Raw genomic sequence first — 12965 nt, 5'->3', positions numbered from 1 at the left:
ATGTTCCGATGCCGAGTGGCATCCTGCGCGGCGAGCGCCGTCAGTGCACGCCCACCTGGCCGGCTTCCCAGCCGAGCATCGCCTGTTTCCGCGTGATGCCCCAGTGATAGCCGGTCAGTGCGCCGCCCTTGCCAAGCGCGCGATGGCAGGGAACCACGAACGACACCGGGTTGCGGCCAACGGCGGCGCCGACGGCGCGCGAGGCCTTCGGCTTGCTGATCTTGTTGGCGATGTCGGAGTAGCAGACCGCGCGGCCCATCGGGATCTTCAGCAGCGTCTCCCAAACTCGCACCTCGAAATCGGTGCCGATCAGGACCACGCGCAGCGGCTGGTCCGGCCGCCACAGCCTGGTATCGAAGATGCGCTGCGCGAGACCAACGGTGCCGTCGTGGTCCTCGACATAGGTCGCGTTCGGCCAGCGCCGCTTCATGTCGGCGAACGAGACCTGTTCCTGACCGGGGTCGGCGAAGGCAAGACCCGCCAGCCCGCGGTCGCTGGCGATCACGATGGCGGTGCCGAACGGCGAGGCATGGAAGCCGTAGCGCAGGATCATGCCGGCGCCGCCGTTCTTCCATTCGCCCGGCGACATCGCCTCATGGGTCACGAACAGATCATGCAGCCGGCCCGGGCCTGAGAGCCCGGAGTCGAGGGCGGCATCGAGAATGCTGGCGGAGTCGCGCAGCAGGCCCTTGGCGTGGTCGAGCGTCAGCGCCTGCATAAAGGCCTTCGGCGTCAGCCCGGCCCAGCGGCGGAACAGATGGTGCAACTCATCCGGCGTCAGGGCGGCGGCGTCCGCCATCGCCTCGATGGTCGGCTGCGCGCGCCAGTGCTCCGAGATGAAGGCGATGGCGCGGCGCACGGAATCGTAGTCGCGTTGCGCGGCGCTCTGGAGGCCCGGTCTGGCCAGGCGCTCGTCATGTATGGCTGATATCATCATGGGGTCTGATTTAGGGCTCATGCGCGGTCCAAACCACCCGATTTCCGATAAGGCACTACGTGATCGGGTTGTAGGTGATGCCGCGTTTGGCAGTTTGCAACGCTGCCAGTAAGGCTTTGGCAAAGCTTGCCTTTTCGTCTGGCCCAAGGAAGTGGCCGATCGAAACCCGGCGGCCACGGGAGACCAGATAAAGGTGTTCGATCCCGAATTCTGGATCGCCGGTCTGCTCTAGCTGCACCCAGAGCGGATTGAACGACCATTCGATCAGATGGCCACGATGACTGACCCGCCGCACCCGCAATTCCGACGGCGTCACCACGATGTCCTCGGTGGCATCAGCACTGCGGAAATTGATCCGGAACGCCCAGTAGATCACGAGCATGTCGAGGCCGAAGAAGCCGAGCACCGGCCATGCACCCATCATCCAGAACGCAATGCCGGTGACAAAGCTTACCGCGCTGATGAACGTCATCAGCACCAGAAAGCCGGTGCGGTTGAGCGAGCGATGCGGTGTGACCCGCGCCGAAAACAGGGTCGGCTGGTCAAGCGCCGGATCAAAGTCGTTGCTTGCGGTCATCGCGTATCAGTATATCCCGATCATGGCCAAAATCATCCGCTCCAAGAGCGCTACAAAACCGGGTGCCAAAAAACCGGGCATTCCATCCTCGCCAGGCAAACCAGCCAGGAAGGCCGGTAAGCCGAAGGCAAAATCAAAAGCCTGGACGCCGGCGGAGATCCATGAGGCCTTCAGCCGCTTTCGCAAGGCCAATCCGGAGCCGAAGGGCGAGCTCGAACATCTCAATCCCTACACACTGCTGGTGGCGGTCGTGCTGTCGGCGCAGGCCACGGACGCCGGCGTCAACAAGGCGACGCGCGCGCTGTTCGCCGTCGCCGACACGCCGGAGAAGATGCTGGAGCTCGGCGAGGAGAAAGTGCGCGAGTACATCAAGACCATCGGGCTCTATCGCAACAAGGCGAAGAACGTCATCGCGCTGTCGGAAAAGCTGATCACCGAGTTCGGCGGCGAGGTGCCGCGCACCCGCGCCGAGATCGAGACACTGCCGGGGGCGGGGCGCAAGACCGCCAATGTCGTGCTCAACATGGCTTATGGCGAGCACACGATGGCGGTGGATACGCATGTGTTCCGCGTCGCCAACCGCACCGGCCTCGCGCCGGGCAACACGCCGCTCGAAGTCGAATTGGGATTGGAAAAGGTGATCCCGTCCGAATTTATGCTGCACGCCCATCACTGGCTGATCCTGCACGGGCGCTATACGTGCCTCGCCCGCAAGCCGCGCTGCGAGGTGTGCCTGATCAACGATCTCTGCCGCTGGCCGGAAAAGACGGTGTGAGGGGCCCTGGCGCGACCTCAAAACCGTCATTGCGAGCGAAGCGAAGCAATCCATCCCTCCGCGCGGGGATAGATGGATTGCTTCGTCACTTCGCTCCTCGCAATGACGGACTAGCAGCTCGGCCTTAGGCCACCGGCATCTTCCTCGCCGGCTCGATCAGCTCCGGCCGCGGGCCTGACAGCCGCTTGTGCATGTGGACCATGAAGGCCATGCCGAACACGGGTGTCGCCAGATTGACGATCGGGATCGAGACGAAGGCCGCGATGAACAGGCCCGCGGTGAACACGGTCGCTGCATTATCCTTCCGCATCGCCTTGGCTTCCGCCGGCGAGCGGAAGCGCATCGCCGCGAGTTCGAAATATTCGCGCCCCAGCAGCCAGGCGGTGGCGATGAAGAAAATGATAAAACCCGCGCCGGCGAACAGCACGAAGGGCAGGGCGATCAGGTAGACCAGGATGGTCAACAGCGCCGTCTTGATGCCTTCGGGGATCGCGATGCCGAGCGGCAGCGCGTCGCCGGGGCGCTCCGCCGGGTAATGCTCGCGCTCGACGTGCTCGGCAACATCGTCGACGAACACGCTCGCAATCAGCGAGGTGACCGCCGGCATCAGGAAGATGCCGCCGAGGACAACGCCAAGTCCGGCCGCGATCGAAATGATCCAGGACAGGATGTGGAGCGAGGTGTGGAAGCCCGGCCCGAGCATCGCCTCCGCCCAGCCCTCGCCGTAATCTGCAAACCAGCTCAACAGCCGCTGCAATCCGACGGCCAGCACCGTGATCAGCACCAGCGCCAGCCCGATCGAGCGCCACAAAATGGTGCGCATCGGCGGCGACAGGATCTGCGATAGCGCCTTGACGGCGGCGTCCAACATGGCGGTCTGGCCTCTTGTGAAAAAACCCTTGCGAGAGGTAGATACAGACAAGGGCTTCGGCAAGAGCCTGCCGGCCCCGGGGAAACGACGCTGCCGTCAAAAACAAGAGGTTGCCATGACCCGCCTCCAGGAACTCTATCCCGACAACAAGATCGTGCTGCGCGAGGTCGGCCTGCGCGACGGCCTGCAGCTTGTGAAGACGTTTCCATCCACCGCCGCCAAGCAGCGCTGGATCCGCGACGAATATGCTGCCGGTGTGCGCCATTTCGAGGTCGGCTCGTTCCTGCCGGCGAAGACCTTTCCGCAATTTGCCGACGTGCGCGACATCATCGCGACGGTGGCGTCGCTGCCGGGGGCGTACGGAATTGCGCTGACGCTGAACGAGCGCGGCGTCAACGAGGCCCTCGCCTCTGGCGTGGCTGAAGTGGCGACGGTGGTCTCGGCGACGGAGGAGCACAGCCAGGCCAACGCCAACCGCTCGCGCGAGTCGGCGATTGCCAATGTGAGGCGCCTTTGCGAGCTGCGCGACGCCAGCGCGCACAAGCCGGTGGTGAACTCCGCGATCTCGATGGCGCTGGGCTGTTCGATCGTGGGCGCGGTGGACCCAAAGGAAGTGTTGCGGCTGACGGAAAAGCTGTTCGACGCCGGCGTCGACATGGTCGCGATTGCCGATACGGTCGGCTATGCCGGGCCGAAGCAGGTCGGCGACCTCGTCGCAGGCGCGGTGAAGATCGCGGGCGCAAAGCCGATCTGCATCCACCTGCATGACACCAGAGGCATGGGCATCGCCAACGCCTCCGCCGCGCTCGATGCCGGCGCGCGCGTGCTTGATGGATCGCTCGGCGGCCTCGGCGGCTGTCCGTTCGCGCCGGGCGCGACCGGCAATGTCGTGTTCGAGGATCTGGTGTTCCTGTGCGAGAGCAAGTGTTTTGAAACCGGCATCGATATCGAGAAGCTGATCGCGGTGCGCGGAATCCTGAAATCGGAAATGCCTGATGAGGCGTTGTATGGTGGACTGGCGCGCGCAGGACTACCTCGAGGGACGGCGAGGGCGGCGTAATCTTCATTCTCGTCATGCCCGGGACAAGCCCGGGCATGACGACTGACCGCTGGCTCGCTTTTCGCGTACTACAGCCGCGTCAGCCGCAGTCGCAGCGCGTTGCCGACGACGCTCACCGACGACAGCGCCATCGCGGCGGCCGCTATGATCGGCGACAGCAATAGCCCGAATGCGGGATAGAGAATGCCGGCGGCGATCGGGATGCCGGCGGCGTTGTAGATGAAGGCGAAGAACAGGTTCTGCCTGATGTTGCTCATCGTCGCCTGCGACAGGCGGCGGGCGCGGACGATGCCGACAAGATCGCCCTTCAACAGCGTGATGCCTGCGCTTTCCATCGCGACATCGGTGCCGGTGCCCATGGCGATACCGACTTCGGCTGCCGCAAGCGCCGGCGCGTCGTTGACGCCGTCGCCGGCCATCGCGACGATCTTTCCGGCCTTCTGCAGCTTCGCGACCACCGCGCTCTTCTGATCGGGCAGCACTTCCGCCTCGACGTCGTCGATGCCAAGACTCTTCGCAACGGCGTTCGCCGTGGTCTTGTTGTCGCCGGTCAGCATGATGACCTTGATGCCTTCGGCCGCCAGCGCCTTCAGTGCTTCCGGCGTCGATGCTTTCACCGGATCGGCGATGGCGAACAGTCCAGCCAGCTTGCCGTCAACGGCCATGTTGATGACGGTCGCGCCCTCGCCACGCAGACGCTCGCCCTGATCGTTCAACGCCTGCGCGTCGATGCCGAGGGATTGCAGGAAGTTCGCATTGCCGAGCACGATGGTCTTGGCGTCGACCTTGCCGGTGGCGCCCTTGCCCGTCGGCGAGTCGAATTCATCGACCTTGCCAAGGGCGAGATTGCGCTCTTTGGCTGCTCGCACGATGGCGTCGGCCAGAGGGTGTTCGCTTGCCAGCTCAACGGTCGCCGCCAGCCGCAGAATATCGGTCTCCTCGAATCCGGTAGCTGGCACTATGGTGGTCACCTTCGGTTTGCCTTCGGTGAGCGTTCCGGTCTTGTCGACCACCAGCGTGTCGACCTTCTCCATACGCTCCAGCGCTTCGGCGTTCTTGATCAGCACGCCGGCCTGCGCGCCGTGCCCGACGCCGACCATGATCGACATCGGTGTGGCCAGGCCAAGCGCGCAGGGGCAGGCGATGATGAGCACGCTGACGGCGGCGACGAGACCGAACGCCAGGCGCGGTTCGGGTCCGAACCAGGCCCAGGCGCCGAACGCGATCAGCGCCACGACGATCACCATCGGCACGAACCAGCCGGCGACCTGATCGGCCAGCCGCTGGATCGGCGCGCGGGAACGCTGCGCGTCCGCCACCATTTTCACGATCTGCGACAGCAGCGTGTCGCGTCCGACTTTCTCGGCGCGCATGACGAAGCCGCCGGACTGGTTGAGGGTGCCGGCGATGACCTTGCTGCCTACCTCCTTGGTGACCGGCATGGATTCGCCGGTCACCAGCGCTTCGTCGAGCGAGGAGCGGCCCTCGAGGATGATGCCGTCGACCGGCACCTTTTCGCCCGGCCGGACGCGCAATCTGTCGCCGACGGCGAGCGCGTCGATCTCGACTTCGTGGTCCGTGCCATCGTCGCCGATGCGGCGCGCGGTCTTCGGCGCGAGTTGCAGCAGCGCCTTGATCGCGCCTGACGTCGCCTCGCGGGCGCGCAGTTCGAGCACCTGGCCGAGCAGCACCAGCACGGTGATGACGGCGGCCGCCTCGAAGTAGACCGCGACCGCACCGCCATGGCCGCGGAAGGTAGCGGGAAAGATGCCGGGCGCGACCGTGCCGATGACGCTGTAGACATAGGCGACGCCGGTGCCCATCGCGATCAGCGTGAACATGTTGAGATTGCGCGTCTGTAGCGATTGCCAGCCGCGCACGAAGAACGGCCAGCCGGCCCAGAGAACCACGGGCGTGGCCGACGCGAGCTGGATCCAGTTCGACAGCGTCGGATCGACCCAGCCGTGACCGCCGACGAGATGGCCGCCCATTTCGAGGACGACGGCCGGCAGCGCGAGCACGAGGCCGATCCAGAAGCGGCGCGTCATGTCAGCCAGTTCCGGATTGGGCGGTGCATCGAGGCTTGCAACCTCGGGCTCCAGCGCCATGCCGCAGATCGGGCAGCTTCCGGGACCGACCTGTCGGATCTCCGGATGCATCGGGCAGGTGTAGATGGTGCCTTCCGGCACGGCAGGCTTCGGCCGCTTGTCCTTTTCGAGATAGGCGAGGGGATCGGCGGCGAATTTGGTGCGGCAGCCGGCCGAACAGAAATGAAAGGTCTCGCCCTTGTAGTCAAAGCGGTGCTTGCTGGCTTCGGGATTCACCTTCATGCCGCAGACGGGGTCGCGTACGGTCGCCTGGGCGTCACTGTGATGATGGTGAGCGTGGCCATGGCCGTCGCAGCAGGCGCTCTTCGGGGCGCCGTTTCGATCGGCGTTTTCATTCCTGTTCATCGTCCGCTCCGGCGCTTGAAACCTATACCCTGTAGGGGTATATAGGCCTCATGCGAAAAGACATCAAGGCATCCTGTCAAAAGCGTCTCAGCCGGATCGAGGGCCAGGTCCGCGGCCTGTCAAAAATGGTCGACGAGGACCGCTACTGCATCGACATCGTCACGCAGATTTCCGCCGTGCGGGCCGCGTTGCGGCGCGTCGAGGAGGAAGTGCTGCGGGATCACGTCTCGCATTGCGTCGAACACGCGATCACCAGCGGCAACAAGGCCGACCAGCGCGAGAAGATCGCGGAGTTGATGGCGGTGATCGGCCGCTCCGACAGGTAGCGCGGATTCGTAACCCGGATGGAGCGAAGCGAAATCCGGGGCAGCTTGTCCGAAAGGTCGAGTTACCCGGATTGCGCTGCGCTCCATCCGGGCTACGCGTCCTCACCCTAATCGTGATGATGGCCGTGCTTGCGCGCTTTCGGCTTCTTGTCGGATGCCGTCGGGATCATCACGACGCGGCCGTACCGCACGCCGCGCTCGGCAATGATGTGGTCGGCAAAATGCCGGACCTCGCCGCTGGCGCCCTTCAGCGCCGTCACCTCCATGCAGCTATCGTCGTCGAGATGGACATGCAACGTAGCCAGCGACAGCTCATGGTGGCCGTGGAAATTCTGCACCAGCCGTTTTGACAGGTCGCGCGCGGCGTGATCGTAGACATAGACCAGAGCGGCGACGCATTGGCCCGACGGCGCGACGTCCTCGGCGCTCTGCTGCAGTCCCGAGCGGGCGAGATCGCGGATGATCTCGGAGCGGTTCTGATAGCCGCGCGCTTCCGCCGCTGCATCGATCTCGGCGAGCAGATCGTCTTCGATGGTGATGGTGATCCGTTGCATGGAATTCCGTCGGAGAGGCGGTATGATATTTTTATTGTAACATCATACTGCGTTTACTAGGGTGAGGTGCTGCGTTACCTTGAACTCATGGGTCGCGCGATTGTAGCAGTTATCATGCGGGGGCATGAGCATTGCGTCGGGTTGCCTGGGGAGCATTTTCGGCTGCCGCATCGTTGCTGGTCCTGGGACCAGCCGACGCGCAGAGCGATGCCGTGGCAGGCTCAAGCCAGCTTCCTGCCGTGACGGTAAATCCCCCCGAAACGCGGCCGCGCAGCCGGCCCAAGCCACCGCGGCGCCAGCAGACCGCGAGAACGGTATCCGCAGTTCAGCCGACCGCCCCTGTCCCACCGCAGGTCCGCGGCGGCGTCACTTCCGAGTCTGCGACCGCGGGGCCGGCATACATGCAACCAACCGCGGCCAGCGCCCTGACCATCAGCGGCGCGGAGGTGAACGCGCGGCCCTTCTCGCGCCCCGGAGAGGCGCTGGAGGTGGTGCCGGGGCTGATCGTCACCCAGCATTCGGGCGAGGGCAAAGCCAACCAGTATTTTCTGCGCGGTTTCAATCTCGACCACGGCACGGATCTCTCGATCAAAGTCGACGGCATGCCGGTCAACATGCCGACCCATGGTCACGGTCAGGGCTATGCCGACATCAATTTCATGATTCCCGAACTGATCCAGTCGGTGAATGTACGAAAAGGTCCGTACTTCGCTGACGTCGGCGACTTCGGCTCCGCCGGTGCCCTCGCCATCGACTACATCAACAAACTGCCGAAGAACATTCTGGAGACGACCAATGGCAGCTTCGGCTACCACCGCGGGCTGGCAGCGGGGTCGACCGCGGTCGGTGCGGGTACGCTGCTCGCCGCCGTCGAAGGCGTCAAATACAACGGCCCGTGGGACGTTCCCGACAATGTGCGCAAGCTCAACGGCGTGCTGCGCTACAGCCAGGGCACATCAACCGATGGCTTTACGCTCTCGGCGATGGCCTATTCCAACGGCTGGAATTCGACCGACCAGGTGGCGCAGCGCGCGATCGATCAAGGCGTGATCGGCCGGTTCGGCTCGCTCGATCCGACCGATGGCGGCGTTGCGAGCCGGCTTTCGCTGTCGAGCAATTGGGCGCAATCGAGCGAATATGGGCAGAGCAAGGTCAATGCCTATGTGATCAACTCGTCGCTGCGACTCTACAACAATTTCACCTATTTTCTCGACGACCCCGTCAATGGCGATCAGTTCAGCCAGATGGACCGGCGCACGGTCTATGGCCTCAATGCCAGCCACGCCTTCGACATGCGTGTGGGCGGTATCGAAACCCAGACTCGTATCGGGCTGCAGACGCGCGCCGACGATATCCGGGTCGGCCTGTTCAAGACGCTGCAGCGCGAGACGCTTTCGACCGTGCGCGAAGACAGCGTGCGCGAGGGCAATGTCGGCCTGTGGGCCGACACGACGGCGCGCTGGACCGACTGGCTGCGCACCACGATCGGTATCCGCGAGGACTATTTTGCGGGGAGGGTGATCGGCGACACGCCGGAGAATTCCGGCAATGCACAGGCGTCGATGACGAGCCCCAAGGCCGGGATCGTGCTGGGGCCCTGGTACAAGACCGAGTTCTACGGCAATGCCGGCTATGGCCTGCACTCCAACGACATCAGGGGGGCGACGATCACCGTCGATCCGATCGACAAGGTGACGCCGCAGGACCGTGTGCCGCTATTGGTGCGATCGAAGGGCGCGGAGATCGGCATCCGCACCAGGGCGCTCGAAGGGCTCACCAGCTCGCTCGCGGTGTTCGTGCTGAACTTCGACTCGGAATTGCTGTTCGTCGGCGACGCCGGCACCACCGAGCCGAGCCGCCCGAGCCGGCGCGTCGGCGTCGAGTGGACCAACCAGTATCAAGTGCTGCCGTGGATGAAGCTGGATCTCGACCTCGCCTATACCCGCGCCCGCTTCACCGATTTCGATCCCGCCGGCAATTTCATTCCGGGCGCGCCGGCATGGGTGGCGGCCGGCGGCGTGACGTTCGGCGGCGATACCGGCTGGTTCGGCGCGCTGCGCGGGCGCTATTTCGGCCCGCGTCCCCTGATCGAGGACGACAGCGTTCGCTCGCAATCATCGCTGATCTTCAATGCGCGGGCGGGATACAGATTCGACAACGAGCTAAAGCTGCAGCTCGACGTGCTCAATCTGTTCAACGCGAAGACCAATCAGATCGAATACTATTATTTGTCGCGATTGCCGGGCGAGCCGATCGGCGGCGTCGCCGACCGACACGTGCATCCGGCAGAGCCATTGGCGGTACGGTTGACGCTGGCGGGGAGGTTTTGACGACTACGTTAAACCCTCATGGTGAGGAGGCGCGCAGCGCCGTCTCGAATCACGAGGCCCCCGCTAGTGCCATTCATCCTCGAGACGGCGCTACGCGCCTCCTCAGGATGAGGTCTGACAGAAGGGCGGTGGGCACGCGGAGCCTGTCATCGGGCGCACATTCGCGCGACACGGTGGCTTTGCTCACTCTACGGGGTCGTGCTCTTACGCCACCGTCTCCTGCGTCCGCGGCTTCATGCGGCGCTCCGGCGGGCGGACGGCGACATATTCGACGGCGAGATAGTGTTCCGATACGGTGACGCGCTCGATCATCGTGGCTTCGATGGTCACTTCCTCGACGATCACTTCTTCAACCGGAAGCGGCGCTTCCTGGTCAATCTCTTCAGGAACAAGCGGCGGCGACTTGACCTCTGGAAACACACCGAATTCGCCCGCTACCTCCGCGAGCGGCTTTTGTTTGTCGGCCCAGTGGAGTGCGGTGTAGTCGAAGCCGTGCACGATGGTGGGTTTGACGATTTCGAAATAGGGCGAGATGTCGAAATCGCGCGGCATGTAGAGCGAGGAATCGCGGATATGCAGGATCTCGCGCCGGGCCTTGCGTGAGGCGGCGCGGGTAATCTTGGGCAGGATCGGGTAGCGCACGGCGTCGAACGCCTGCGCGATCAGCGCCGAGCAGATGATTTTTGTGGGATCGCCGGAGCCGAACGCGATCATGCGCCGCCGCCAGCGCTGCGGCACCGGCAGCGGGATCAGATAGCGCATCAGGTCGACGATGTTCTTGGTGTCGTAGCCGAAGCCGATCCGGTTGATGGCGTAGCGGCACACCGTGGTGCGGTCCTCGTAGGACAGGCCGATCGGGCGGCAGACGCGGGTGTGATAGGGAAAATATTTCGACAGCGGGGCCGAGGTCACGCCTTCGCCGATATTGGCCTCGATCAGCACATGCGGCTCGCCGTCGGGCTCAAACGCGCCATCGACCGGGCCGACATAGAGTGCGCCATGCGACCAGGTGGACTGCGTGAGATATTTGATGATGCCGGAGATGCGGTTGTTGCCCTCGACCAGCAGCACGTCGCCAGGCTGGATGACCCCGCGCAGATGCTCGGGGTCGCTGGGCGTGAACGGCTCATAGCCCGGGACTTCCTTCTGCAGGTAGCCCGCAATCACTTGGCCGATGGTGTCGAGCACTACGCCCATGAAACTCCCCAAGCACGGCTTTTCTTCCGCTTTTTTTGTTTCCTTATCATGGTCGCAAGCCGTTTCAATTTAGTTCATGCCCAAGAGGGATCAATCATGATTGATTTACCATGAGTGTTGCTGCGTCACGTGAGATGCGGCACAGTTCGCTAGCTGTTCTCGCTTCTTTCAGGCCGTGGAAACCATGACATGACAATGACCCGCCGCACCTTTCTGTCGGCGTCCGCCGGCCTGGCGGCAGTTCCGGTTTTTTCCGGTATGCGCGCGGGAGCAGCGCCCTTGCCGCGGGAAGCCGACATCGTGGTGGTCGGCGCAGGCGCGGCCGGCATTGCTGCGGCGCGGCGGATCATGGCGGCGAACCGCAAGGTGATCGTGGTGGAGGCGGCCAATCAAATCGGCGGCCGCTGCCAGACCGATACTTCGACCTTCGACGTGCCGTTCGATCGCGGTGCGCGCTGGATGCACAATCCCGAAACCAATCCGATGATCAAGCTGGCGCGATCAGCGGGCCTCGAGATCACGACCGCGCCGTCGGGCCAGAAGATCCGCATCGGCCGCCGCAACGCCCGCGCCGGCGAGACCGAGGAATTTTTGGCGGCGCTGGTGCGCACCAACCGTGCCATAGACGAGGCCGCGCGGCGTCTCGACGTCTCCTGCGCCTCCGTTCTGCCGAAGGATCTCGGCGTGTGGGTGGATACGGCCGAGTTCGTCCTGGGAGCCGGCTTCTCCGGCAAGGATCTGAAAGACGTTTCCGTCGGCGACAAGGCCCGCGCGCAGGATCGCAACACCGCGATCGGGTGCCGCCAGGGATTGGGCACGCTGATCGCAAGGCTCGGCGAGCAGGTGCCGGTGGCGCTGTCGACGCCGGCCAACCGGATGTCCTGGAGCAACCGCGACGTCACAGTGGAAACGTCGGCCGGCAAGATCGTTGCGCGTGCGGCCGTCATTACGGTGTCAACCAACGTGCTGGCCGCGGGCAATATCAAATTCGCGCCCGACATTCCGAAGCGCATGCTCGACGCGGCGTCGAAACTTAGTCTCGGCAGCTACGACCGGATTGCGCTGCAGATCTCGGGCAATCCGCTGGGCCTCGCCCGTGACGACGTCGTCGTCGAGCAGAGCAATTCGACGAAGACGGCGCTGATGTACGCCAATATCGGCGGGTCTTCGCTCTGCACCCTCGATGTCGGCGGCTCGTTCGGTCGCGATCTTTCCGCGCAGGGCGAGAAGGCCATGGTGGCGTTTGCGGTGGAATGGCTGACAAAACTGTACGGCAGCGAGGCGGCGGCCGCAGTGAAGAAATCGAGCGCGACGCGCTGGAACGCTGCGCCATTCGCGCTCGGTGCGATGTCGGCGGCCGGTCCGGGCGGGCAATCCTCGCGCAAGGTTCTGACCGAGCCGATCGGCTGCATGTATCTCGCCGGCGAGGCCACCCATGAAACGCTGTGGGGAACGATCGACGGCGCCTGGGAGAGCGGCGAGCGCGCCGCTGAAGCGGCATTGCGGCGGATCGGTGCGTTAAGGGATCCCGAGCCGGAAGCGCGGCCGGCGAAGCAGCGGCGGCGAGGGGCGTCGATCAACTGATGGCGCTTGCGCCTTTGCCCGGGTCCGAGTCTACCGCAGCACGCCGTCCAACACCGGCAATCCAAAAATCACCGCCGCCGCGATCAGCGCGTAGCAGATCGCGCGGAACACGGTTTCGCTGGCCTTGCCGAACAGGGAAGCGCCGAACCAGACGCCGCAGGCGTAGACGGGACCGACCACGAACGCGAGCTTGATCGCATCCAGCGTGATCAGCCCGGTCGCGGTGTAGCTGACGGCCGAGAAGAAATCCGACGCGCCGAAGAACAGCACGATATTGGCACGGGCCACGACGGATGAAATC

General features: G+C 64.2%; 11 protein-coding genes and 1 pseudogene. 5 read left to right on the top strand and 7 right to left on the bottom strand.

Annotated elements, in window-relative coordinates; all coding sequences use genetic code 11:
- Positions 1-40: 40 nt before the first annotated feature.
- Positions 41-937, bottom strand: coding sequence for a methylated-DNA--[protein]-cysteine S-methyltransferase (locus CQ14_RS34430; protein WP_057862200.1), 897 nt, complete (start codon positions 935-937; stop codon positions 41-43).
- Between the two features lie 55 nt (positions 938-992).
- On the bottom strand, positions 993-1514 hold the full coding sequence (locus CQ14_RS34425; RefSeq protein WP_057862199.1) for a DUF2244 domain-containing protein: 522 nt from the start codon (positions 1512-1514) through the stop codon (positions 993-995).
- 22 nt (positions 1515-1536) lie between these two features.
- Here CQ14_RS34425 and nth point away from each other — a divergent pair, with 22 nt between their 5' ends.
- Positions 1537-2289 carry an endonuclease III gene (nth, locus tag CQ14_RS34420; RefSeq protein ID WP_057862198.1) on the top strand — a complete coding sequence of 251 codons (753 nt, stop codon included), beginning with the start codon at positions 1537-1539 and terminating at the stop codon, positions 2287-2289.
- A gap of 124 nt (positions 2290-2413) precedes the next feature.
- Here the strand turns inward: nth and CQ14_RS34415 are convergent, their stop codons facing one another.
- Entirely contained in the window at positions 2414-3160 is a 747-nt protein-coding gene (locus CQ14_RS34415) for a sulfate transporter family protein (RefSeq protein ID WP_057862197.1), read from the bottom strand.
- A 115-nt stretch (positions 3161-3275) separates the two neighbouring features.
- Between CQ14_RS34415 and CQ14_RS34410 the strand changes: the two genes are divergently transcribed.
- Entirely contained in the window at positions 3276-4220 is a 945-nt protein-coding gene (locus CQ14_RS34410; RefSeq protein WP_057862196.1) for a beta/alpha barrel domain-containing protein, read from the top strand.
- Between the two features lie 68 nt (positions 4221-4288).
- Here CQ14_RS34410 and CQ14_RS34405 read toward each other — a convergent pair whose 3' ends face one another.
- Entirely contained in the window at positions 4289-6673 is a 2385-nt protein-coding gene (locus CQ14_RS34405) for a heavy metal translocating P-type ATPase (RefSeq protein WP_057862195.1), read from the bottom strand.
- A gap of 50 nt (positions 6674-6723) precedes the next feature.
- Here CQ14_RS34405 and CQ14_RS34400 point away from each other — a divergent pair, with 50 nt between their 5' ends.
- Positions 6724-6999, top strand: a complete 276-nt coding sequence (locus CQ14_RS34400; protein ID WP_027540012.1) for a metal-sensitive transcriptional regulator — start codon at positions 6724-6726, stop codon at positions 6997-6999.
- Positions 7000-7106: 107 nt separating this feature from the next.
- Here CQ14_RS34400 and nikR read toward each other — a convergent pair whose 3' ends face one another.
- Entirely contained in the window at positions 7107-7553 is a 447-nt protein-coding gene (gene nikR, locus CQ14_RS34395; RefSeq protein WP_057862194.1) for a nickel-responsive transcriptional regulator NikR, read from the bottom strand.
- Positions 7554-7954: 401 nt separating this feature from the next.
- Between nikR and CQ14_RS34390 the strand changes: the two genes are divergently transcribed.
- Positions 7955-9883: a TonB-dependent receptor gene (locus tag CQ14_RS34390; protein WP_082650156.1), complete on the top strand. Its 1929-nt coding sequence runs from the start codon at positions 7955-7957 to the stop codon at positions 9881-9883.
- A gap of 204 nt (positions 9884-10087) precedes the next feature.
- On the opposite strand, the gene CQ14_RS34385 is transcribed toward CQ14_RS34390, so the two are convergent.
- Positions 10088-11080 (bottom strand): YiiX/YebB-like N1pC/P60 family cysteine hydrolase, encoded by a 993-nt coding sequence (locus tag CQ14_RS34385; protein WP_057862193.1) that lies wholly within the window; start codon positions 11078-11080, stop codon positions 10088-10090.
- A 189-nt stretch (positions 11081-11269) separates the two neighbouring features.
- Between CQ14_RS34385 and CQ14_RS34380 the strand changes: the two genes are divergently transcribed.
- Positions 11270-12664, top strand: a complete 1395-nt coding sequence (locus CQ14_RS34380) for a flavin monoamine oxidase family protein (RefSeq protein ID WP_057862192.1) — start codon at positions 11270-11272, stop codon at positions 12662-12664.
- A gap of 30 nt (positions 12665-12694) precedes the next feature.
- On the opposite strand, the pseudogene CQ14_RS47270 reads toward CQ14_RS34380, so the two are convergent.
- Positions 12695-12965: pseudogene (locus CQ14_RS47270) on the bottom strand (sulfite exporter TauE/SafE family protein); the annotation flags it as partial.

The sequence above is a fragment of the Bradyrhizobium lablabi genome, from assembly GCF_001440475.1.
Classification (GTDB): Bacteria; Pseudomonadota; Alphaproteobacteria; order Rhizobiales; family Xanthobacteraceae; genus Bradyrhizobium; species Bradyrhizobium lablabi.
Note: the sequence above shows the minus strand (reverse complement) of the source record. Positions and strands in the feature narration are given on the sequence as shown.